Raw genomic sequence first — 21,153 nt, 5'->3', positions numbered from 1 at the left:
TCCCCGCCGTCAACTCACCTCGGATCATCGTGCTCATGGGAAAAGGGTTCCTGCCCTTATGGCTTTCCTCGACCATTTCTAATTTCGGCGACGGAATGCGCTATGTCGCGCTGCCGTTGCTCGCCTATCACATCAGCTCGGAACCGGTCGATATCTCGCTCGTCGCCATCCTTTCGTCCCTTCCCTGGATTCTGGGCGGCACGTTCGTCGGGGTGCTGGTCGATCGGGTGAACAGGCGGATCGCCGTATTCGTGGCCAACATCGCCCGCGTCGTGCCGCTGACCCTGCTGGTGATCGCCGTGCTGACCGGGCAGGCCCAGATGTGGCACGTGTACGTCCTGGCCTTCACCCTGCCGATCTTCGAGGCGGTGGTGGACACGGCGTCAGTCCCGCTGATCCAGCAGGCCGTGCCGGACAAAGGGCTGGAGAAGGCGAACGCGCGGTTCTACATAGGCCGCATCCTGAGCCAGGACGTCCTCGGCTCACCGGCGGCGGGCTTCCTGTTCGCCTTCTCCGCCGCCGCGCCGTTCATCATCGACGGATTCACGTTCGTCGTCGCGGCGTTGCTCATCTTCCTGGTCCCGCCCGCCCCTGCCCCGCCGCGCACGGGGCAGCGGCTCCTCGCCGCGGCCAAGGAGGGAGTGCGCGTGACACTGAGCACTCCGGTGCTACGGCAGATCACGCTCATGGCCGCGGTCGTCAACTTCATGCTCATGGCGGGGGCGGCGATCCTGGTCATCTACGCCAAGGAAGACCTGCGGCTGACCGACCCCCAGTTCGGCATGCTCTTCACCGTCGCCGCCGTGGGCAGCGTCATGGGCGGAGTGCTCGCGCCGAAGCTCGTCCACAGGTTCGGCACACCGGTGGTGCTCGTGTTCTCCGTGGCGCTGCAGGGTGCGGCCCGGCTCCTCTTCGGCTTGGCCGATGGCCTGATAGCCGCCTATATCGCGTACTTCTGCGCCGGCGTGGCGGCGTTCGTCTGGCACGTGGCCGCCAACGCGTACCGGCAGCGGACGACCGACAACTCGACACTCGGACGTGTGATGGCGACGTCTTTCAGCCTGTCTCATGCGGCGGCCGCACTCGGCGCCGTCGCCGCCGGCCTGACGGCCGAGCTGTTCGGAGCGCGACCTGTGATGATCGGAGGGGGGATCGGCGTGCTGCTGTGCGCGGCAGTGTCGTCGGCGGTCCTGCTCAGGGACAAGAGCGGCGTGGCCGGCGAGGTCACCTCCAAGGGAGCATCGTGAAACGTGTACTGCCCCCGGCGCTGCGGCCGGGCGATACGATCGGCGTGTTGTCGCCTTCCTCGGACGAGGCGGCACGCTACCCCCGGCGTCGGCTCAGGGCCGCCGGCTTCCTGCGCGACCACGGTTACCAGGTGCGCTTCGCCCCATCCGCCTGCAGCACGGGCGACTACACGGCGGGAAGCCCCGAGGAACGTGCCGAGGACCTCCACCGTCTCTTCGCCGACCCTTCGGTCACGGCGATCGTCACGGCGATCGGCGGCAACAACTCCAACCAGCTTCTCGATCTGCTGGACTTCGACCTGATCGCGGCCAACCCCAAGCTGCTGATCGGCTACAGCGACGTGACCGCGTTGCTGACCGCGATCTGGTGGCGAACGGGCCTGGGCGTCGTCATGGGCCCCCAGCTTCTGCCGCAGTTCGGAGAGTACGGCGGCTGCCTGGACTACACGATGCGGGCTTGGCGCAGAACACTGGAAAACCCTGCTCCCGCGGAGCTGATCGACGCCTCGCCGGCCTGGACGGACGAGTTCCTGCCGTGGGACAGCGCCGACGACCGGGCCCGCGCGACGCATGCCAACGCCGGGCCATGGGCGCTACGGCCTGGCCGCGCCACGGGGCCCCTGTACGGAGCGAATCTGACGACGCTGCTGCGCCTGGCGGGCACGCCGTACTGGCCGGACCTGACCGGTCACCTTCTGCTCCTGGAATCCTCGCTGGAGACCACGCCGTCCCAGCTCGACGCCGAACTCACCCAACTCCGTCAGACCGGCCTGCTGAACACGATCTCGGCGATCGGCTTCGGCCGGTTCGGGCACGAACGGCGGCTCAACCGGCCGGCGGTGCTGGAGCCGGTGCTGAACAGGGCGTTGACGGGATTCGGCGGACCCGTCGTGTGCGGCCTTGACATAGGCCACACCGATCCCATGTTCAGCGTTCCGTACGGGCTGACCGCCGACATCGCAGGGGAACCCGGGCGGCCCGTGACCGTCACGTTCGTCGACGGCGCGGTGCGATAGGGGCTTGCCTTCGACAACCCGCTGCCCGTTCGGCACCGAATGATTGCGCGGTATCTCATGAGAGCTGTTCTTGTCTTCGACGGCGACTGCGGATTCTGTACCAGCTGCATCAAATTCGTGCAGCGGCACATGCGCATTCGGGCACGGATCACCGCCTGGCAGTCCGCTGATCTGGCCGGCCTCGGCGTGACGCGGGAGCGTGCGCAATACGAGCTGCTCTGGATCTGCGAGCGAGGCGTGTACGGCGGAGCACAGGCGGTGGCCAAGCTGCTGATCGACGCCGGGCTGCCATGGAGCCTGCTGGGAGTGGCCCTGCGCCTGCCACCGATGCGCTGGCCAGCGCACGGTCTCTATCGTCTCGTCGCCGACAACCGGTACCGTCTGCCCGGCGCCACCTCGGCGTGCGCGCTTCCCCCGGACGGAGCGCACTCCAACGACGGGGACACAGCAGCGTAATCCGGTGACGGGCCGCCGGCGGTGTCGAAGACGCCGGCCGGCGAACCGAGGCACGGTGTCGCCTCGTCCCATACATTGCCCGATCCGTCGAACCTGGCGGATTCTGTACCGCCCAGAGCGGCGGCCGCCGTGGCCAGGACGGCGTGCGCATCTCAGGTCCTTCCCCATGCGGTCAGCGCGTCTCTGGCGGCCGTTCGTCACCCGCCGCGTGACGAACGGTTCGCCCACCGGCCGCCACCGGCCGCCACCGGCGACCCGGCTGCCGGGCCTGTGTAGGCTGCGCCCGATGAGCGAATTGACCCACGCACGTATCTCTGCCGCCGTCAACGACCTGGGTTGGCGACTCATCGCCGGTCGGCTGTGCACCAGCGTTCCCGTGACGTCACTGATCCACGCGGCCGACATCGCGACCCGGATCGTCGCCGCTGCCGGTGGCGACGGCACGGGCCGGCTGCATGTCGATCTGGGCTCGGACCGGGTGATGGTGTCGACCCAGACAGAGGGGTGGACCACAGAGACCGACATCGCCATCGCTCAGCGGATAGCGGCCCTGGGACTACCGCTGGAGCCGGGTACGAGCACGCCACCTCGATCCGTGCAACAGCTTGAGATCGCGGTCGACGCGCTCGACATCGCCGCGGTTCGGCCGTTCTGGAAAGCGGTCTTGGGATACGGCGACGAGGGGGATCGAACCGGCGCGACCGATCCCCTCATTGATCCGCTGGGCCAAGGACCAGCGGTGTGGTTCCAGCAGATGGAGGTGCCGCGCCCTCAGCGCAACCGCATCCATCTCGACATCTGCGTGCCGCATGACGAAGGACCCGGTCGGGTGCGAACCGCCCTCCGCGCGGGCGGGAGGCTGGTGTCGGAGGCGAAGGCTCCAGCGTTCTGGGTCCTGGCCGATGCCGAGGGCAACGAGGTCTGCGTGAGCACCTGGCAGGGCCGCGATTAAGGTGCGCACGAAAGGCGGATCTGCAGACGGGCGAAGCCATGGATCCACAACTGCGCGCTTGATCGCACACATCGGCGCCACGACCTGGCGGACGGTATGGGGATCGTCGAGGCGTACCTGAAACACGAGGTGCTCTGAACAGAGGTCTTTCTGAAGGGACAAGCATGGGAACGCTGAAAAGGGTGGTGGTGCTCGATCACCCGGAGCCGCGGGGGCTGGATCCCGCCCTGGCCGGCCCGGGGGCCGAGCTGATCGACGCCTCCGGGCGTCACGACGCCCTCGCGTTGTGCCGCTCGGCTGAGGTGATCGTCACCGACGCTGTCCCGGTGCCCGCCGCGCTGGTGGCCGGGCTGGAGCGGTGCCGGCTGATCTGTGAGTACGGCGTGGGAGTGGACAACATCGACGTGCCCGCGGCGACGGCGGCCGGGATCTACGTGTCGCGGGTGCCGTCCTACTGCGTCGAGGAACTGGCCGACCATGCCCTGGCGCTGATTCTGGCATCGACACGGGGGATCGTCAGGTACCACGAGCACGTACGAAGCGGCGGATGGGACGTCCGCAGAGCCGGTGCGCTGCGGCGTACCCGGGGGCAGGTCCTCGGCCTGTTCGGGCTGGGCCATGCCGGCGGGGCGGTCGCGGCGCGAGCCGCCGCGCTCGGGTTCCGCGTCCTGGCGACCGACCCGGTGATCGATCCGGCAGATCCTCGCGCGGCGGTCGCCGAGTTGGTGCCGCTCGAGCGGCTGGTGGCCGAAGCCGACGTGCTCAGCCTGCACGCACCGCTGACACCCGCCACCACGCACGTCATCTCCGCCGCGCGGCTGGCGACGATGAAGCCCACGGCCTACCTGGTCAACACGGCGCGGGGCGGCCTCGTCGACCAGCGGGCCCTGGTGGCGGCGCTGCAGGCCGGCCGGATAGCGGGCGCGGCCCTCGACGTCCTGGCCACCGAGCCGCCGGAGGCTCACGAGGAGCTCCTGGGCCTGCCGAACGTGATCGTGACCCCGCACGCGGGCTTCTACTCAGAGGAGTCGCTGGCGGACCTCACCCACGAGGTGTTCACAGAGGTCCGTGCCGCGTTGCGCGGGCAGCGCCCCCGCAACGCGGTGAATCAGCCGCTCGACACCGACAGGAACGGAACGTGATGACTCTGCGGACGGACGCCCTGGCCGGCCGGCTCGACCAGCGCCTGATCGTCAGCGAACTGCTGAAGGACAACCCGCTCGGCGATCCGCACGAGCGGCCGCTGTGGGTCTACACGCCGCCCGGCTACGACCCGGACGGCACCCGGCGTTACCCGGTGGTCTACGTCCTGCAGGCATACTGCGGCACGGTGACCGACTGGGCGAACCAGACCCCCTACACCCGCCCGTTCCCGGAAACGGCCGACCAGGTGTTCGCCCGCGACCAGGCGCCGCCCACGATCGTCGTCTACGTGGACGCCTGGAGCGCGTACGGCGGCAGCCAGTACGTCGACTCGCCCGGCACCGGCAGATACCACTCCTACCTGTGCGACGAGGTCGTCCGCTTCGTCGACCACCACTACCGGACCCTGGCGGAGCCCGCGCACCGGGCCGTCAGCGGCAAGTCGGCGGGTGGCTTCGGCGCGATGATCACGCCGATGCTCCGCCCTGACCTGTTCGGCGCACTGGCCACGCATGCGGGCGACGGCCTGTACGAATACGGCTACCTGCCGGTGTTCGCCCAGGCGGTACGGTTCCTGCGGGCCTACGACGGCGACATCTTCTCCTGGTGGGCCGGCTTCCAGCGGCGGCCCCCGTGGAGCAGGCCCGAGGACATGTTGCTCGGCAACGTTCTGGGCGTGTCCGCGTGTTTCTCCGCCGCCGAGGACGGCACGCCGATGCTCCCGTTCAAGCCGCACAGCGGCGAGCTGATCCCCGAGACCTGGCAGCGGTGGCTGGACCGGGACCCGGTGCGCATGGCCGCCGGTCACGCCGCGGAGCTGCGCGGCATGCGAGGGATCTGGATCGACTCCGGCCGTGACGACGACTTCCTGCTCGACCTCGCGGCCGAGGCGTTCCACGACGCGGTCCTGGAAGCCGGAGCCGACCCCGGCACTGTCCGTTTCGAGCTGTTCGACGGCACCCACGCCCGGATCGACTACCGTTACCCGATGGCGCTGGCCTGGCTCGCCGAGCGTATCGCACCGTGACGCTCACGAGCCGCCAAGTCACCGGCCCGCTACAGCGCCTTCAGCAACATCGGCAATGAGGTGTGCAGTTCGCGCTGCCAGTACGGCCACTCATGGGTGCCGGCGTAGAAGTGCGTGGTCACCGGTACGCCGGGGCCGGATCCTGCGGGCCGCCCTGGGCGACTTCTGAATTTTTCCGGTGGTGGTGTCGAATGGCCTCGAGCGCGTTCGTAGCCAAGGTGAGAGGCCGGCAACGGGCCGGTCACCGCTCACCGGAGGTTCTCGATGTCCGTCATCACCACCACCCCCTTCACCACCGTCCCCGCGAAGCCGCTGATCGCCGGCGGGCTGACCGCCGCGGTCGTCGCCGGCGCGGCGACCGCGGCGGTTGCCGCGGCGGGTGAGTTCGCCGGGATCAGCCTGGCTGTCGGCGGCGCGCCGATCCCGGTGTCCGGGTTCGCCGTGCTGACCGTCATCTTCTCCGTGGTGGGCCTGGCGCTGGCCCTGGTGCTGGCTCGCTGGGCCCGCCGTCCGCGCACGGCGTTCGTCCGCACCACGATCGTGCTCACCGCGTTGTCACTGGTGCCGGACGTGCTCGCGGACGCGTCGGCGGCCACGAAGACACTGCTGATGGTGACGCACGTGGTCGCTGCCGCGGTCGTGATCCCAGCCGTCGCCCGCCGCCTGTCCGCCTGATCCTTCGTCCCCGACTCTTCGTAGGAGATCACCATGAAGCAGTACCTTCTCGCCGTCCAGTTCGACGAAAGCGCGCCGGCGCCGTCCGCGACGGAACTGCAGGAGCAGATGGCCCGGACGGGCAAGGTCACCGACGAGATGCGGGCCGCCGGTTCGTGGGTGTTCGTCGGCGGCCTGCTGCCCTCGCACGCCACCACGGTCATCCGCCCGGGCAACGGCACGACCACGATGACCGACGGCCCGTTCGCCGAGACGAAGGAGCAGCTCGGCGGGTTCTGGGTGATCCGGTGCGACGACCTGGACCAGGCGCTGTCCTGGGCCGAGAAGTGCGCGCTGGCCTGCGGGTGCCCGATCGAGGTGCGCCCGTTCGAAGACGCTCAGGGGGGCTGAGCGCGGATGGATCTGGACAGCGTCTTCCGGGCGGAGTACGGCCGGTGCGTGGCCACACTGACGCGCATGCTCGGTGACATCGGGCTCGCCGAGGACGCCGTGCAGGACGCGTTCGCGGTGGCCGTCCACAAGTGGGACGAGCCGCCGCCCAATCCCGGCGCGTGGATCGTGACCACCGCCCGCAACCGGGCGATCGACCGCCTGCGCCGGGAATCCACCCGCGAGGCCCGCCACGCCCAGGCGCTGCTGCTGCACCACCCCAAGGAGCCAGAGGAGGGAGGACCGGTGCGCGACGACCAGCTCCGCATGATCTTCACCTGCTGCCATCCGGCGCTGTCGCCGCTCGCGCAGACCGCACTTACCCTGCGCCTGCTCGGCGGGCTGGAGGTGGCGGAGATCGCGCGGGCCTACCTCGTGCCGGAGGCGACCGTCGCCCAGCGGATCGTCCGCGCGAAGAAGAAGATCCGCGACGCCGGCATCCCCTACCGGGTGCCTGAGGCGGCCGAACTGCCCGATCGGCTGACCTCCGTGCTCACCGTGCTCTACCTGGTCTTCAACGAGGGGTACACGTCCACGTCGGGGGAGCTGCTGCGGACGGACCTGTGCCTTGAGGCGGTCCGCCTGGCCAGAGCGCTCGCCGAGCTGATGCCCGACGAGCCTGAGGTGATCGGGCTGCTGGCGCTCCTCCTGCTCACCGAAGCCCGGCGGCCCGCGCGGGTGGGGCCCTCGGGCGAGCTGGTGGTGCTCGCCGAGCAGGACCGGTCGTTGTGGAACCGGGAGCTGATCGCCGAGGGACACGAGCTGGTCCGCCGGTGCCTGCGCCGCGCCCAGCCGGGGCCGTACCAGTTGCAGGCCGCGATCAACGCCGTGCACACCGACGGGCCGGCGACCGACTGGGCGCAGGTGCTGGCGTTGTACGACCAACTGCTGCAGCACACCCCGACCCCGATCGTGGCGCTCAACCGCGCGGTCGCCGTGGCCGAACTGCACGGACCGGCGCCGGCGCTGGCCGCCATCGACGAGCTGGACCTGCCGGGCTACCACCTGCTGCCCGCCACCCGTGCGGATCTGCTCGCCCGCCTCGGCCGTACCGCCGATGCCATCGCCGCCTACGACGAGGCGATCACCCTGGCCACGAACGACACGGAACGGACCTTCCTGGAGACGCGACGGGCGCGCCTGGAGCTGGAGGCTTGAGACGAGACGACAAGGAGCCTGCCCATCATGGACCAGGAGAACGTGAGCGCCCCCTGGCCGTCGCCGCGCCCGCCGCGAGGGTGATCGCGGTGCCGGCGGACCTGACGAGCCACGCTTCCCCACCGTGGCATGACCTGTTCCTATAGGTACGACGAAAATGCCAACAGGCGATCGCTGGGTGCCGAACGCCTGGGAACGGAGGAGCATGACGGTGCTCATGGGGGTGGTGATCGACATGTCGGCACAGCGAGAGGATGTGTTCGCCGCCGGCAAGCTGGCCACGCTCAACCCGAAGGCGTTCTCCACCTTCGTCAAGCAGGAGCTGGCGGCGCTTGACTCGATCGAATCGGTGTTGCCCGACAGCCCGGATACCGCGTGCGTCGACGCCGTGCTGGTCGAGCTGAGACTGGCGAGCCTCCGGCAGGCGGCCGGCACGTCCTGACGCACGCGTTCACTTCAGCAGGTCGCGAATGGCGTTCTCCGAGTTTCGCAGAGGGGTGTCCACGTCAGCGTTGTGACGGATCCGATAGATGTCGGCCATGGCGTGTTCGTCTTACGGGGGAGATGCCCGTCCGGCATCGGTAAACCAGACTGGGTCACCGTGTGATCCTCCGCCATGGAATCGACACCACCATGATCGCATCGGCGAGGCCGCGACACCATGCCTTCGCGGGAGCACCCGGGATGGTCTGCCCCTGGCTTGACCGTCGACCTTCGCGTCCGGGTCGCGACCCCCGAAGATCAGCGCGCCTCCCGGATGGATCACGCAGCTGTGCTCCTAGGAGTCCCTGGTGAGGCTGTAACTGCGGGTGACCGCGGTGAGATCCCCGTCTTCCCTGGTGGCGGCGACCAGGCCGGGAGGTCTGGGGACGAAGCCCGGCACCGCGGCGAACCCGTCGGTCTCAGCGATCACGGTGAGGCGAATCCGGTCCTTGTCCGGTATGCGTATGGTGATCTGGACTCCCTGAGCGGGGATGCCGCGGAAGCGGATCTCCGAGGGCCAGGTGCCGGCGCGCGTGCCGGTGACGGGCACGCGCGCCGACCCGAACCGGCCGGCCGATGCGGTGGCATGGATGATCGGCTGGTCGAGCCGTAGCGTCACCGAGCGTGTCCCCTTTCCGACGGTCACGCGCAGTTTCAGCGTGTCCCTGCTGTGGGCCAGGACGTCGGCTCGCGGGCTTTCGGCGGCGATGGCCGGTGCGGGTCCGGTCCACAGCGTGCCGCGCGCGTACCCGGGGGGCAGCGCGGAGGTGTCATGGCCGGAAACGTACCGCCTGGTCCACTGCGCGGGCTCCGCGTCGGCGCTGACCCAGTGGGCGGTGCGGGTGACGGCGTCCATGACGTACGCCAGATGCGTGCGCTGGGGCTGGTCGGCGTCGAAGTCGTCCACCACGAGCCCGGCGGCGACCAGCCCCGCCGCGAGGAAAAGGGCCGTCAAGGGCACCGCGAGGACGGTGGCCCGCTTCGGCCGGGTGGCGAGATCGGGCAGGAACAGCTCCACGGACGGCACGGCGATCAGCCCGAACAACGCCAGTACCAGCGCGCTCACCCCGCCGAGCGCCAGCCCCATCCCGTCGAAGACGTTCCCGGCCAGGGACGGCAGCACCATCGCGGCCGTGACGGGGCCCGGCATCGCCACGGCCGTCCGCGCCCAGGCAGGCATGCGGAACTGGACCGCGGCCAGCCAGCCGAGCGCGCCCAGCAGCGCCGGCAGGGCGAACAGGAAGGACGCCCCGGGAGCGAACCGGGCGCACAGCAGGCCCAGCCCGGCGAGCCAGGCCAGCGCCCCGACAGTCAGCGCCGCCGGGCCGACCCTGCGCCGCAGCAGCACGTACCAGCCGAGGACCGCCAGCGCGCACAAGACGGCGATCGCCGCCTGGTACGGCCGTGGGCTGTGCAGCAGCCCGCCCATCAGGTCGTAGGCGGGCCGCCAGGCCACCAGCAGTTCCCACAGGCCCTGTGCCAAGGCGACCGATGCCACCAGCGGCACCACGACGGAGACCGTTGCCACCGCGAGCCGAGGCAGGCTCAGCAGCCGCCTGACGCGGGCCACCAGCGCCAAGCCCGCCACCGCGACGACGGCCAGCACCGCCAGCGGCCAGACGAGCTGACCCGTATACGTGATCATGGTGCCGAGCGCGCGGAAGTAGGTGACGTCGTGATCGGAGACCAGCGTCCGCAGGTCCGCGTCGCCGAGGGCGCGCGCCAGCGCCAGCATGTTGCTGCCGTGGTGTTGCAGGCTGCCCCGGTTGAGGTTGGCGATGGAGTCGCCCGCGGTGTGATACAGCGAGGAACGCTGGATGTAGGCGAAGTTCATGCCGGTGAAGCCCGCCTTGGTGAGCGGGGTGAAGTCGGTGTTGTTGGGCAGCAGCCGATACAGCTCCACCATGGCGGAGTGACCGCGCGGCGCCGGAACGGCGTCCGCGAGGGTCTCGACCAGACGGGCGTTGTTCGCGGAGGTCTCGAACATCAGCGACGGCCCGCTGACCCCGCGGGCCTCCCAGTTCAGCAGCACGCCGCCGGCCTTGCCCAGGGGGTGTTCGCGGACGAAGGCCTCGGCGCCGAGCACGCCGTCCTCCTCGCCGTCCGACATGAGCAACACGATGTCGTTACGCGGGCCGGGGCTGCCGCGCAGCGCCCGGACGGTCTCGAGCATCGCGGCCACCGAGGCGCCATCGTCGGAGGCGCCCGGCCCCATGGCCGCGGAGTCGTAGTGCGCGGCGATGAGCACGGTGCCGGTTGAGTGCGTTCCCCGCAGCCGGCCCACGATGTTGTCGACCTGGCCGAACGTCGCCAGCCCCGCCGCGGACCGGGCGCCGACCGAGCGTTGCGTCTCGACCTCCAGCCCCGCCGCGCGCAGGTGCCTGGTCAGGTAGTCCCGGGCCCGGTGGCTCGCCGCGCTGCCGATGGGCCTCGGTTCGGTGGCGAACGCTTTGAGGTGAACAAGGGCGCGCTCGGCGCTGAACTGGTCGTCCGGGGCGGTGGCCGGCAGGGGTTGCATGGTGCTGTCGGCCATGGCCGTCACCATGATCACCGCAGCCACGACCAGCAAGGCCGCCAGCCCGGCCGACAGCCGCCGTGGCGTATCGAACAACTTCGCGATCATGGCCAGGAAGGGTAGGCCGAGCCGCTCGGCCGGCGGAATGAGGCGCCCGCCCGCCTGGACCTGTGGTTTTCCGCATGACCCGTACACGGATGGCTGCACCGCGTCCCGCACCGGGCACCGCACCGCGCCCCGCACCGGATCGAAAGGCCGCCCGCCCCGGGAGTGCAGAGCGAGCGCCCGCGATTGCGAGCCGAGGGTAGTTGGACAACTACCCCTGAGAGCTGGCACGGTGTCCTGATGCGTTTTGTCAGGGCATTTTTCGCGGGTTTGTTAGTTTTGGTGGGATGCATAGTGGCGATCACCGCCGTACCTGTGCGGTGGGCCGATGGTCAGCTGCAGACCGATGCGTACGGAAACACGGTGGCTCCGCTCTTGCAGGATCGGGAGCTGCAACGCCTGTTGGCCAATACCGCGTTCGACGCGGCCAACGAGAAGGGCTACGCGGTTCCGCGCCAGTGGAAGGACCGCGTCCATACCCAGATGGCCACCATCCTCGCCACCGCAGAGGCACGGCAGATCTGGCTGGACGCGAACCTGGCGGCGCGCGATCTCGTGGTGGACGGCACAGGCACCAAGATCGTGGTCGACACCGGTGACCTGATCGATTATGTCCGCCAGCGACTCAAGGCCCACGGCATCAACGTGCCGCGGGCGCCAAGTGAGGCGGACACCCGGCTCACGCTGGTCGACTCACCGGAGATCGCTCAGGCCCGGGAGTCCGTCAACCTGCTGCACACGCTGGCCGGCGTCCTGCCGGTGACCGCGCTCGGCGTACTGGGGCTCGCCGTCCTGATCGCACGGCGGCGGTTCGTGACGCTGGCTTCGGCCGGCTTCGCGGTCGCGCTCGGCATGGGCGGTGCGATGTTCGCGCTGGACGCCGGCAAGGACCAGCTGCTCAGCAACAGCGCCTTCGCGGCCGACGAGGTGACCGGCGCACTGGTGACGGCGGTCTACGACGCGTTCGGGAACTCTTTGCGCGCGGATCTGTTCGGCGCCCTCATCGCCGCGGTCGTCGCCGGCGCGGCGGGTGTGGCGTTGGCCATCGTGGTCCCGCTGCTTCGACGGCGTTCCGGCGCCGCGGAGCATGCAGCGGACCAACGACACGAACCACGGGGGGACGGCGCGCCCATGCGGCCGGGGTACGAGCAGCCGTACGCGCAACAGCAGCACCCGTCAGCACCCTACGCATCGCAACAGTCGTACTCGGAGTCGAGCCGAAGACAGCCCTAGGCGTGTCCTGAGTCAGGATGCTGCGCTCACTCGATCCTCCAGCGGGGCAGTCCGAGGCCGGTCTGGAGCGGTTCCGGTCCCGGCCGCCGAGATCGCCGCCCGCGACTGCTTCGCCGCCCCGGCTGGCGCGGCGGCCCGGGGCCGCGGTCGAGGGGCCGCGCCGGATCTGGCAGCCTTTGAGCGGAGGGCGGCCGAAGCACCCGCCGAGACCGACCCCGCGGTGTCGGATGCGCAGGAAAGGCGGACAGGGATGACCGGTTCGTGGGGGTGGGATCTGCTCATGGGGCTCGCGGTCGCGCTGCTGATCACCTGGTTGGCGTTGATCGGCACTCTGGCGATCGTCCGGCCCCGCGCTGACCTGCTGCGGGAGGCGCTGCGGCTGCTGCCCGACGTGCTGCGCCTGGTGCGCCGCCTGGCCGCCGACCCCGACCTGCCGCGCGGCGTGCGGGTGCGGCTCGCGTTGCTGCTGGCGTATCTGGCCCTGCCCCTGGATGTGGTGCCTGACTTCATCCCCATCCTCGGCTATGCCGACGACGCCATCATCGTCACCGCGGTGCTGCGTTCCGTGGTCCGCCGGGCCGGCCTGCAGGCGATCCGCCGGCACTGGCCGGGCACGGACGACGGCTTCGCCGCCGTGGTCAGGCTGACCGGCCTCGACAAGCCACCCACCACGGCCTGACGCCGTCCTGCAGTCATGCCCTCAGACGAGCAGCCCCAGGGCGCCGACCCGAGCGGCCCCGCTACGCGTCGTGCCGAATCCGATCACGGGAAGGGCCGAAGTCGATGCCCGCCAGTTCGGCCCGCGACGAGACGCCCAGCTTGGGATAGGCCTTGTAAAGGTGGAAGCCCACGGTTCTGGGGCTGAGGAAGAGCTGGGCGCCGATCTGCCGGTTCGTGGCCCCGGTGGCGGCGAGCCGCACCACCTGCAGTTCTTGAGGGGTCAGGGTGTCGAGCGGTGCGGTGTCGGCGCGGCGTGCCGGCGCGGTGGCGGGGACGCCGGTCGCGGCCAGTTCCGTGCGGGCTCGTTCGGCCCAGGGCGCGGCGCCCATCGCGGTGAAGCCGGTCAAGGCGGCGCTGAGTTGCGCGCCGGCGTCGGCGCGGCGCCGTGCCCGCCGCAGCCATTCGCCGTACATGAGCTGAGTCCTGGCTCGTTCGAAAGGCCGCCCGCCCCTGGAGTGCAGAGCGAGCGCCGAGTCGAAGTGCGCCTCGGCCTGGTCGCGTGGGGCGAGCAGGGCGTGGCAACGGTGGGCGACGGCCGCCGCCCATGGCCGGCCGCTGGCCGCTGCCCAGGCATCGAACCGAGCGAATGCCGAGGTCGCCCGGTGGGGCTCGTTCAGGCGGGCACACGCCTCGACGTGGTCGGCGATGGCGAAGGTGACGATCACGGTGTGGCCGAGTGGCCCGTCGAGCACCCGTGCCATCCGCTCGGCCACCGCGTCGTAGCGCGTTCGTACGAGGTCGAGCAGGGTGAGCGCGCACCCGCCCCACCCGGAGCCGTTGCGCTCCTGGGCGGTGCCCTCCGCCTGGCGGGCGAGGCGGCGGCATTCCTCGTCCTCACCTCGGATGGCGGCCAGGCGCGCCAGAATGCCGTGAAGGTGCAGCAGCCGTCCCGCCTGTCCGGTGTCGTGCGCGATCCGCCAGGCCTCGGCGCCGGATTCGGTGGCAATCCCTCAGCCCGTCGAGGCGTCCGGGCCGGTCCCGGTGACGTCGGCCGCGGGGATGGCGGAACGCAGGAGCGGCAGGCCGCCGCCGGGTCGCCGGCGGACACCCGCTTCTTCGACCGGATGATCGTCAAGGGTTACCGTCCTCGGCTCGCCCTCCTCGTGGAGATCGAGGAGGTCTTCTACCACTGCTCCAAGTCCTTCCTTCGCTCCTCCCTCTGGAAGCCCGAGACGTGGACTCCCGACGCGGCCCCCTCCAGGGCCCGTATCGCCAAATCCCTGGAACGTCCCGACGAGGAGCTGGAGGACCTGGAGGTCTACTACGGCCCGCAGTACGGCCGGCGTTTGTACGGCTGACCGTCACCGCACTCCTGTCACCTGGTCAGACGCGGGATGACCGCCGCGCCGGGTGGCGTCCACCAGAGCCTGGAACAGGCGGAGCGGATCCTCGGCGACGCGGTTGCAGACGTACAGCCACCACTGGGTGCCGAACAGATGTACTCCCTGACCGGATGCCCGCGATCCCGCATCGTCCGCACCTGATCGACGCCGAGTCCGAGCAGCATCTCGACCTCGTACGCGCCGGAGTCCCGCCGCATGTGCGGCTGCAGCTCATCGAGGAGATCCAGGTCGTGGGTGGCGATCGAGCAGAGGTGGCCGCTGTCCAGCAGGAGGGTCGCGTGCGCGAGGTACGCCGCCCGCAGCTCGTGGCTGTCACGGGGGTAGGCGATGGACTCGGGTTCGAGAAAGGAGCCCTTCGCCAGGCGAATGCGGCCGGGCCGCCGCAGCAGGCGGTCCAGGTCCTCGGCCGTCCGGTGCAGACGGGCCTGGATGGTGACACCGACGTGGTCGAAACGCTCGCAGAGGCGTTCGTGGGTCCACAGGATGAGATCCGTCCGATCGGAGCCCTCCGCGGAGATCATCATTTCCTGGCCCGCGGCGGCGGTGGCCTCGGCCAGCCGGGTGGCGTTGGCCAGCCCCAGCTCCCGGTCCACCACCGAGCCGATGTGGGAGAGATCGAGGGACACCGAGCAATTCGTCCCGCGGGCTGCGGCCTGCCGTGACAGGTCGAGGAATATCTCGGTTTCGGCCGTGGCCAGGCCGGCGTCCCGGCAGCTCTCCCCCATGTAGTCAAGGGTGGCGGACCTGCCCTCCGCGTTCACCAGGGCGGCCCGGGCGAGCGCCTCGGCAACGGTCTGGCCACCGACGTACCGTTCGGCCACCCGCCAGGCCACCTCGCGCAGTGCGGGATCCGCGGCGACCTGGTCTTTCAGGACCTCGTCAAGGGCCAGTGCCCGCATCGCCTGGGTAGCCTGCTCCATCACGGTCATCATCATCGTCCTTTCACCCGAGAGCCGGAACTCTATCGTCAATGAACATTTTTTTAGAAGGTACTACGCCGTCCGGGGAGGCGGTAAAGAAGCGGCCCTTGGGCGGCGCTCTCCACCGCATCGCGTTCGCGACCGCTTGCGGCCGGTCTGTCCGCTGCGGCGGGGAGCGGGGTCGATCTCGGCCCGGAGACGGTGGAAGCGGGATCAGGTGGCCGTGTCGTCGGGCAGGAGGTGATCGAGGCCGAGGGCGCCGAAATACCCGTAGAAGAGGAAGCGGATGGACCAATCGGCCATCTGGCGCGGCGGGTAAGGCAGGCTCCGATCCAGCCACCAGGCGACCATGCCGAGAAAGAGTTCTGTGGCGAACACCGGGATGAGCGTCATGGGCATGCGGGCCTGGTCCGGGTCGGGTTCGGCGGTGTCGATCCGCTCCGCGATCCCCCCGCTCAGCAACTCACGTGCCCTGATCATGAACCGGCGGTTCCGCGGGTAGCCGAGCAGCGGCTGGTACATCCGGTGGTGTTCGGCGAAGTGCTGGAACAGCCTCTCCGCGCCCGCGATCCTCGAGGCCAACTCGGCGAGTTCGTCTCCGCCCGCCCAGCCCGGGCGCACGGGCGTGAACTTCCCGACCTCCTCGATCGCCTCCGCGAGGACGTCGACCGCGAGGTCTTCCTTGTCCTCGTAGTGGCGGTAGAAGGTCGCGCGGTTCACCATCGCCAGGCCGGCGATGTCGCCGACGGTGATGGCGTCGTAGCCGCGCTCACCGGCCAACTGCACCAGCGCGGGCGCGCAGATGTGCCCGGGTCCGGACCACTCGCAGGTCTCCGGCCTGCTCCGGTCTCTGCGACACTTTGTCCTCGCTGTTGCGTATGCGCCAGTGGGCCGCTTCTGTTGATTGAGGGCCACTCTACGGCGTGCCTACGGTTGGGCCGTCTGCGAGACATCCATCAATGGCGGCCGGTCGGCGGGTGACCGCGCGAGCCGCGCATCTGAGGGCCTCGACCTACCTCCGCGCGGCGGAGTTCTTCTTCCCTGCGAACCGGCTGGAGGAACGGCGGAAGCTGTATGAGGAGAGCCTCACACAGTTCGACGCCGCGGCGGAGCTCATGCCCCACCCTGTCGAGAAGGTCGAGATTCCCTACGAGGACGGTGTCACGCTTCCCGGCTACGTCTTCACCGTCGCCGACGACGGGCGCCAGCGGCCGACGGTGGTGTTGTGCGGCGGGGTGGACGGCTCCGGCGAGGAGATGTACCTGCTGGGCGGGATTCCCGACGCGCTGGCACACGGGCTGAACGTCATCGTGTTTCACGGCCCCGGGCAGCGCGGGCTCCAGCTCAGCCATCCCCACCTCACGTTCCGCGCGGACTACGAGGTGCCACTCGGCGCGGTCGTGGACCATGCCGTCGGCCGGCCGGACGTGGACGGCGAGCGAGTCGCCCTGTACGGAGTGAGCTATGGCGGCTACCTGGCTCCCCGGGCGGCAGCGCACGACGGGCGGGTCAGAGCGTTGGTGGCCAACTCGCCGATGCACGCGCCGCTCGGCGTCATCATGGGCGGCGCCGAGCGCACGGCCACCGGAGTGGCGGAACAGCTCGACGAGGCCGGCTGGTCCGGACGGACCATGGTCGAGAACTACTTCATGTGGAACCACGGGGTGAGCCACCTCGAGGAATTCGCCGCTCACGCCCGGGCCTTCACCCTGGACAGCCTGGAAGAACAGATCACCTGCCCCACGCTGAGCCTGGTCGCCGAAGGGGAGACGGACATCGCGACGGAGCAGGCCCGCCGCTTCCACCACGCACTACGCGCTCCCAAGAGCTTCGCGACGCTTCCCTCCGTGGACGGCGCCGACACCCACTGCGGCATCAGCAACATCCCGTACACGTCGGCCATTGCCTACGACTGGCTCGCCGAGCGTCTGCGGTAGCCGCACGCGCATCGGTCAGCCACGGGCCTGGTAAACCTGGGTGTTCTGGGCGGCGGCGATCTTCCACAGGCCCGCCGTCTTGGCCAGGATGTAGAAAGGGCGGCCTTCTGGATCGCCTGTGGGCTTGCCGCCCTGGTCGACGGGCACCTGGTGGACGTTGACCGCGGCGACGTCCGGGCGGATGAAAAGGATCCGCACGGGCGTGTAGGTCGCGGTGCCGTGTTTGCTCGCCCCCGGCAGCACCTGCGCGGTGAAGTCGTGAATGGTGTCCCACCCCGACAGTCGATGGCCGTGACCGGTCGTCCACACCGGATCCGCCTTGCTGAACAGGCTCAGAAAATCCTCGACCCGCTCATTGTGCTGCGCTTCCTGGACCGCCGCGACCAGCGCGACGATCGCCTCGACATCGCCCTGCGGGTCGTCCGCGTCACCGAAGACGTCAATGTTCATCGTCACTCCTCAAGCGCCGTTCACCCTTGCCAGGTCATGCTCGCAGGGAATGCGCGCTCGTCGGCTCGGATGATTCGGACAACCTCCAAGAAGAATCGGACACGATGCTGTGCGCGATGCCTACCCGTGTGGCACACGCATATCTGGTGGCTCTACGTTGGAAATCCGGCAGGGCATCCGGAGCACCCGCATCTCGGCGGCAAGAAGGCCCGGCAGCTGAGTCAGGCCCAAGGACGTATCAGAGGACATGAGAATTCTGGTGTTGGGCGGCACCCGGTTCGTGGGCCGTGCCATCGTCGACGCCCTGTCGGGTGATCACGAGGTGTCGGTGCTCAACCGGGCGACTCGGCCGCTGTGGGACCGCAGGTTGACGCAGGTGGTCGCCGACCGGACCGACGCGGGTCAGATGCGCCGAGCGCTCGGCGGCGCCTTCTACGACGCCGTCGTCGATGTGTCGGGGACCGAACCCGTGCACGTCTCGAATGTCATTCGCGCGCTGCCACGGGGGGACGGCCTGCGCTACGTCTACATCAGCTCGGCCGCCGTCTACAACCGGCTGTCCGCCGACCCTCCCTTCGCAGAGGAGGACAGGGCGGACGGCGACGCGATCTGGGACGGCTACGGGGAGGCGAAAGCCGCCTGCGAGACGTTGCTGCGCGACGCTTTTCCCTCCGGAGCCCTCACGATCCTGCGCCCCCCTTATGTCTACGGTCCTCACAACGCTGAGCAGCGGGAGCAGTTTCTCTGGGCCCGTATGATCTCCGGCCGGCCGGTCCTCGTTCCGGGCGACGGCGGCACCCGTATCCAGTTCATCGACGCCAGGGCGCTGGCGCGCATTGTCGTCACGGCTTGCGAGGGAAGGCTCGTGCCGGATGTGTACAACGTGGGGGAGCACGCCACGTATTCGTTTCTCGAATACCTGCGCATATTGGCGCGTGTCGCGGAGGTCACGCCTCGGTTGGAGATGGTCACGGACACGTCGATCAGCCCGCGTGACTATTTCCCGTTCCGTGACGTGGAACTGACGCTCGAAGTGAGCCGGCTGGCAGCCGCGGGCGTCACGGAAGGCTTGCCTCTCACGGAGGGCTTGGCGGAGACTCTGGCCTGGTTCCGGCGGTACGGCGATCTGAAGCACGTTCCCGCGCCTTAGGATACTTCGCGATTTCCGAGCGGCCAGCCGAGCTGGTGCGGTGACCAAGAACTGTCACCGGGTCACTAGCCTTTTTCGCATGACCACGGAAGGTCGGCTCGCCACTGTCGATGGCCTGCTGGCCCGTACTTTTCCGAGCGGAGAAGAACGCGTGGTGCTGGCCCGAGGGGCGTGGGAGGGGTATCGCTCCAGCGGACAGCGCCACCACATGTGCGTCCTGAAGGCCGGCCAGGACTTCTGGGACGACCGCAGCGAGGATGTCGTCGCGGCGGCAGAGGAAGAGATCGCCGCCGCCTTCGAGGCGTTGGTGACCGCCCTGACGTCGCGTTGGGGCCGACATGAGGTGGTCGATCTGTGGCCGTACTTGGAGAGTGAGATTCCCGTGCCTGAGCCGATGAACGAGCTTTGCCAGCTCAGCGGTGCGATGTTCGTCTGGCGTCCGGGCGCGGGCCGGTGGGTTGCACTCGCGGTCGGTCAGGCTGATCCGGAGTTCCCGATCGTGTTGCTCGCAGCCGTTGGTGAAACGTCGCTTCTCTAGGCATCCCGAGGCCGCCCGGTGAACCCACCGTGGATGGCTTCCGACAGGCGTGGAGTCAGCGCCGTCCGTACGTCAGCCGCCGCAATGCCGCTTCAGCGGGCCCCCTTCGCCCGCCTGGGGCCAGCAGCGCAGCGAGTGCAACGGTGGCCAGCCAGGTCATCACGGCGATCCCGGAGGCCGCGGCGTCGCCGACGCGCGTGCCGAGCCCTCCCGCGTAGGGGGCGAACAAGGCCACGAAGATCACCGACTGGAGGAGGTAGCAGGTCAGCGACCACTGGCCGCACGCCGCGAGGGCCCTGGTGAGCGGGCCGGGATGGCCGCGCCGCCTCCGGCCGGCGACGAGCCCGATGATCGCCGCGTACGCGAGGCCGCCGGCGATGCCGGTCACGCTGTGCAGCGCGTACGCGGACACGGCCACCAGATCGGACGGCGTCCAGACCAGGGTGTCGATCAGCATCAGCGGAACTCCGCCGGCGACGGCCAGCGCTGCGCCCACGCCGGCGACCCGGGAGAGCAGGCGCCGGTTCACCACCGGGTCCTCCAGCACGCGGCGCCGGGCCGCCCAGATTCCGAACAGGAAGGCGGGGACCACGCTGGCGGCGAAGTAGGTGGGTGTCATTCCGGACCATCCGATGAGCCGCATCACGGTCGCCTCGATCGGGTCCGCCATGGCGGCGGGGGTGTCGCCCTTGGGCGCCGAGACGGTGAGCAGCCCGAAGCCGAACAGCACCACGACGTGCAGCGCCGATCCGATTGCCGCAGCCCGTAGCACGACCCGGTCCTCGCGCCGGATGAAGCCGAGGAGCGCGAGCCCGACCAGCCCGTAGGCGCCGAGGATGTCGCCGAAGAAGAGCAGCAGCGCGTGGCAGAACCCGAATGCCAGCAGCCACAGGCTCCGGCGGCGCAGTAAGGTGCGCACCTGCGGCCAGCTCCTGCCCACGGCGAGCTGCCGGTTCGCGAGCTGCACCAGGCCGTAGCCGAACAGGGCCGCGAACATGGGCAGCGCCCGCCCGTCCACCAGGAGGATCTGCGCCCCGGCGACCACCTTGTCGAGGGCGGTGCCGTCGAGGGCGTAGCCGCGGAAGCCCGCCTCATGGCCGGACAGGTACATGTGTGCGTGTGCCAGTGCGATGAGCAGCAGCATCAGTCCGCGCGCGAGATCGGGTGCGAGTGCGCGCCGCGTGATGGGGGTGGCCCCGTGCACGGGAGCCGGTGGGGCAATGGACATGGTTGTCCCCTCGAAGTTAGATACACAGCTGTAGCTAAGCCAAGATAGCTACAGTCGTGTATCTAAGCAAGTGGGATGAATCCGCTCCTTGTGCCCGACCGGCGAGCCGCTATACAACTGTAGCTACAAGATTGTAGCTACAGTTGCCTAGCTAACCCGCCTGGGTGCCTGTTCGTGCCCAGGCTTCCGCGTACGGACAGGGAGAGAACACGTGACGGTCGAACTGCCGCAACCGCCGCCCACCGAGGTGCGCCTCGACTGGAGCTCCAGGACCAGTGTGTCGCGCACGACGTTGACCACGCACATGTGGACCGCCCCGCCGTTGCGTCGCGGTTCGCAGATCCACGACAAGGCGTTCGACGCGCTCCGCGACCTCAACGTCAGCCTCGCGCGCTTCCTGCCCTGGTATTCCCACCCCCGCTTGGCGG

General features: G+C 69.6%; 23 protein-coding genes. 17 read left to right on the top strand and 6 right to left on the bottom strand.

Translation table 11 applies throughout. The features are described 5' to 3' along the window. The first annotated feature begins 35 nt into the window (after positions 1 to 35). From E1294_RS37165 to E1294_RS37120, 10 genes are all read left to right on the top strand, one after another. Positions 36 to 1,247 (top strand): MFS transporter, encoded by a 1,212-nt coding sequence (locus E1294_RS37165; RefSeq protein ID WP_132515663.1) that lies wholly within the window; start codon positions 36 to 38, stop codon positions 1,245 to 1,247. Further along, a complete protein-coding gene (locus E1294_RS37160; protein WP_165977673.1) occupies positions 1,244 to 2,263 on the top strand; it encodes a S66 family peptidase in 1,020 nt (339 codons plus the stop codon). The genes E1294_RS37165 and E1294_RS37160 overlap by 4 nt, the downstream gene beginning before the upstream one ends. A 39-nt stretch (positions 2,264 to 2,302) precedes the next feature. Next, positions 2,303 to 2,719 (top strand): thiol-disulfide oxidoreductase DCC family protein, encoded by a 417-nt coding sequence (locus tag E1294_RS37155; protein WP_281284568.1) that lies wholly within the window; start codon positions 2,303 to 2,305, stop codon positions 2,717 to 2,719. 286 nt (positions 2,720 to 3,005) lie between these two features. Continuing rightward, a complete protein-coding gene (locus E1294_RS37150; RefSeq protein WP_132515660.1) occupies positions 3,006 to 3,671 on the top strand; it encodes a VOC family protein in 666 nt (221 codons plus the stop codon). 164 nt (positions 3,672 to 3,835) lie between these two features. Beyond that, complete coding sequence (locus tag E1294_RS37145; RefSeq protein ID WP_132515659.1) at positions 3,836 to 4,813, top strand: C-terminal binding protein; 978 nt, start codon at positions 3,836 to 3,838, stop codon at positions 4,811 to 4,813. After that, positions 4,813 to 5,841: an alpha/beta hydrolase gene (locus tag E1294_RS37140; protein WP_132515658.1), complete on the top strand. Its 1,029-nt coding sequence runs from the start codon at positions 4,813 to 4,815 to the stop codon at positions 5,839 to 5,841. Before E1294_RS37145 ends, E1294_RS37140 begins: the two co-directional genes overlap by 1 nt. A 264-nt stretch (positions 5,842 to 6,105) precedes the next feature. Further along, positions 6,106 to 6,516 carry a DUF6069 family protein gene (locus tag E1294_RS37135; RefSeq protein ID WP_132515657.1) on the top strand — a complete coding sequence of 137 codons (411 nt, stop codon included), beginning with the start codon at positions 6,106 to 6,108 and terminating at the stop codon, positions 6,514 to 6,516. 33 nt (positions 6,517 to 6,549) lie between these two features. Continuing rightward, complete coding sequence (locus tag E1294_RS37130; protein WP_132515656.1) at positions 6,550 to 6,906, top strand: YciI family protein; 357 nt, start codon at positions 6,550 to 6,552, stop codon at positions 6,904 to 6,906. A gap of 6 nt (positions 6,907 to 6,912) precedes the next feature. Continuing rightward, positions 6,913 to 8,103, top strand: coding sequence for an RNA polymerase sigma factor (locus E1294_RS37125; RefSeq protein WP_132515655.1), 1,191 nt, complete (start codon positions 6,913 to 6,915; stop codon positions 8,101 to 8,103). A 205-nt stretch (positions 8,104 to 8,308) separates the two neighbouring features. Beyond that, positions 8,309 to 8,545, top strand: coding sequence for a hypothetical protein (locus tag E1294_RS37120; RefSeq protein ID WP_132515654.1), 237 nt, complete (start codon positions 8,309 to 8,311; stop codon positions 8,543 to 8,545). Between the two features lie 336 nt (positions 8,546 to 8,881). On the opposite strand, the gene E1294_RS37115 is transcribed toward E1294_RS37120, so the two are convergent. Continuing rightward, on the bottom strand, positions 8,882 to 11,209 hold the full coding sequence (locus E1294_RS37115; RefSeq protein ID WP_132515653.1) for a M20/M25/M40 family metallo-hydrolase: 2,328 nt from the start codon (positions 11,207 to 11,209) through the stop codon (positions 8,882 to 8,884). Positions 11,210 to 11,446: 237 nt separating this feature from the next. Between E1294_RS37115 and E1294_RS37110 the strand changes: the two genes are divergently transcribed. Beyond that, on the top strand, positions 11,447 to 12,439 hold the full coding sequence (locus tag E1294_RS37110) for a hypothetical protein (protein ID WP_132515652.1): 993 nt from the start codon (positions 11,447 to 11,449) through the stop codon (positions 12,437 to 12,439). Positions 12,440 to 12,689: 250 nt separating this feature from the next. Beyond that, on the top strand, positions 12,690 to 13,118 hold the full coding sequence (locus E1294_RS37105; protein ID WP_132515651.1) for a YkvA family protein: 429 nt from the start codon (positions 12,690 to 12,692) through the stop codon (positions 13,116 to 13,118). Positions 13,119 to 13,179: 61 nt separating this feature from the next. On the opposite strand, the gene E1294_RS37100 is transcribed toward E1294_RS37105, so the two are convergent. Continuing rightward, entirely contained in the window at positions 13,180 to 13,851 is a 672-nt protein-coding gene (locus E1294_RS37100) for a helix-turn-helix transcriptional regulator (protein WP_165977672.1), read from the bottom strand. Between E1294_RS37100 and E1294_RS54920 the strand changes: the two genes are divergently transcribed. Beyond that, complete coding sequence (locus tag E1294_RS54920; protein ID WP_220448141.1) at positions 13,828 to 14,457, top strand: PNPOx family protein; 630 nt, start codon at positions 13,828 to 13,830, stop codon at positions 14,455 to 14,457. The genes E1294_RS37100 and E1294_RS54920 overlap by 24 nt on opposite strands. Positions 14,458 to 14,474: 17 nt before the next feature. Here E1294_RS54920 and E1294_RS37090 read toward each other — a convergent pair whose 3' ends face one another. Both E1294_RS37090 and E1294_RS37085 read right to left on the bottom strand, forming a co-directional pair. Then, positions 14,475 to 15,422 carry a proline dehydrogenase family protein gene (locus E1294_RS37090; RefSeq protein WP_220448140.1) on the bottom strand — a complete coding sequence of 316 codons (948 nt, stop codon included), beginning with the start codon at positions 15,420 to 15,422 and terminating at the stop codon, positions 14,475 to 14,477. 213 nt (positions 15,423 to 15,635) lie between these two features. After that, the gene (locus tag E1294_RS37085; protein WP_165977671.1) at positions 15,636 to 16,208 is read right to left on the bottom strand and encodes a TetR/AcrR family transcriptional regulator; all 573 of its coding nucleotides are present in this window, start codon (positions 16,206 to 16,208) and stop codon (positions 15,636 to 15,638) included. 191 nt (positions 16,209 to 16,399) lie between these two features. Between E1294_RS37085 and E1294_RS37080 the strand changes: the two genes are divergently transcribed. Continuing rightward, positions 16,400 to 17,359 carry an alpha/beta hydrolase family protein gene (locus tag E1294_RS37080; protein ID WP_165977670.1) on the top strand — a complete coding sequence of 320 codons (960 nt, stop codon included), beginning with the start codon at positions 16,400 to 16,402 and terminating at the stop codon, positions 17,357 to 17,359. Between the two features lie 15 nt (positions 17,360 to 17,374). Here the strand turns inward: E1294_RS37080 and E1294_RS37075 are convergent, their stop codons facing one another. Next, positions 17,375 to 17,809 carry an SgcJ/EcaC family oxidoreductase gene (locus tag E1294_RS37075; RefSeq protein ID WP_132515647.1) on the bottom strand — a complete coding sequence of 145 codons (435 nt, stop codon included), beginning with the start codon at positions 17,807 to 17,809 and terminating at the stop codon, positions 17,375 to 17,377. 262 nt (positions 17,810 to 18,071) lie between these two features. Between E1294_RS37075 and E1294_RS37070 the strand changes: the two genes are divergently transcribed. Both E1294_RS37070 and E1294_RS37065 read left to right on the top strand, forming a co-directional pair. Beyond that, complete coding sequence (locus E1294_RS37070) at positions 18,072 to 18,959, top strand: NAD-dependent epimerase/dehydratase family protein (protein ID WP_165977669.1); 888 nt, start codon at positions 18,072 to 18,074, stop codon at positions 18,957 to 18,959. Positions 18,960 to 19,038: 79 nt separating this feature from the next. Beyond that, the gene (locus E1294_RS37065) at positions 19,039 to 19,497 is read left to right on the top strand and encodes a hypothetical protein (protein WP_132515645.1); all 459 of its coding nucleotides are present in this window, start codon (positions 19,039 to 19,041) and stop codon (positions 19,495 to 19,497) included. A 55-nt stretch (positions 19,498 to 19,552) separates the two neighbouring features. Here E1294_RS37065 and E1294_RS37060 read toward each other — a convergent pair whose 3' ends face one another. After that, entirely contained in the window at positions 19,553 to 20,725 is a 1,173-nt protein-coding gene (locus tag E1294_RS37060) for a DUF418 domain-containing protein (protein ID WP_132515644.1), read from the bottom strand. Between the two features lie 211 nt (positions 20,726 to 20,936). Here E1294_RS37060 and E1294_RS37055 point away from each other — a divergent pair. Then, a partial coding sequence (locus E1294_RS37055) for a hypothetical protein (RefSeq protein ID WP_220448139.1) occupies positions 20,937 to 21,153 on the top strand: 217 nt, incomplete at its 3' end.

Origin of the sequence: Nonomuraea diastatica, assembly GCF_004349015.1 — a bacterium.
In the GTDB taxonomy this organism is placed as follows: domain Bacteria; phylum Actinomycetota; class Actinomycetes; order Streptosporangiales; family Streptosporangiaceae; genus Nonomuraea; species Nonomuraea diastatica.
Note: the sequence above shows the minus strand (reverse complement) of the source record. Positions and strands in the feature narration are given on the sequence as shown.

Excerpts from the sequence above, each read along its gene's own strand:
- E1294_RS37165 (WP_132515663.1), top strand. The coding sequence starts at position 36 with ATGGGAAAAGGGTTCCTGCCCTTATGGCTTTCCTCGACCATTTCTAAT.
- E1294_RS37155 (WP_281284568.1), top strand. The coding sequence starts at position 2,303 with ATGATTGCGCGGTATCTCATGAGAGCTGTTCTTGTCTTCGACGGCGAC.
- E1294_RS37150 (WP_132515660.1), top strand. The coding sequence starts at position 3,006 with ATGAGCGAATTGACCCACGCACGTATCTCTGCCGCCGTCAACGACCTG.
- E1294_RS37145 (WP_132515659.1), top strand. The coding sequence starts at position 3,836 with ATGGGAACGCTGAAAAGGGTGGTGGTGCTCGATCACCCGGAGCCGCGG.
- E1294_RS37140 (WP_132515658.1), top strand. The coding sequence starts at position 4,813 with ATGACTCTGCGGACGGACGCCCTGGCCGGCCGGCTCGACCAGCGCCTG.
- E1294_RS37135 (WP_132515657.1), top strand. The coding sequence starts at position 6,106 with ATGTCCGTCATCACCACCACCCCCTTCACCACCGTCCCCGCGAAGCCG.
- E1294_RS37130 (WP_132515656.1), top strand. The coding sequence starts at position 6,550 with ATGAAGCAGTACCTTCTCGCCGTCCAGTTCGACGAAAGCGCGCCGGCG.
- E1294_RS37125 (WP_132515655.1), top strand. The coding sequence starts at position 6,913 with ATGGATCTGGACAGCGTCTTCCGGGCGGAGTACGGCCGGTGCGTGGCC.
- E1294_RS37120 (WP_132515654.1), top strand. The coding sequence starts at position 8,309 with ATGACGGTGCTCATGGGGGTGGTGATCGACATGTCGGCACAGCGAGAG.
- E1294_RS37115 (WP_132515653.1), bottom strand. The coding sequence starts at position 11,209 with ATGATCGCGAAGTTGTTCGATACGCCACGGCGGCTGTCGGCCGGGCTG.
- E1294_RS37110 (WP_132515652.1), top strand. The coding sequence starts at position 11,447 with ATGCGTTTTGTCAGGGCATTTTTCGCGGGTTTGTTAGTTTTGGTGGGA.
- E1294_RS37105 (WP_132515651.1), top strand. The coding sequence starts at position 12,690 with ATGACCGGTTCGTGGGGGTGGGATCTGCTCATGGGGCTCGCGGTCGCG.
- E1294_RS37090 (WP_220448140.1), bottom strand. The coding sequence starts at position 15,422 with ATGGAGCAGGCTACCCAGGCGATGCGGGCACTGGCCCTTGACGAGGTC.
- E1294_RS37075 (WP_132515647.1), bottom strand. The coding sequence starts at position 17,809 with ATGAACATTGACGTCTTCGGTGACGCGGACGACCCGCAGGGCGATGTC.
- E1294_RS37065 (WP_132515645.1), top strand. The coding sequence starts at position 19,039 with ATGACCACGGAAGGTCGGCTCGCCACTGTCGATGGCCTGCTGGCCCGT.
- E1294_RS37060 (WP_132515644.1), bottom strand. The coding sequence starts at position 20,725 with ATGTCCATTGCCCCACCGGCTCCCGTGCACGGGGCCACCCCCATCACG.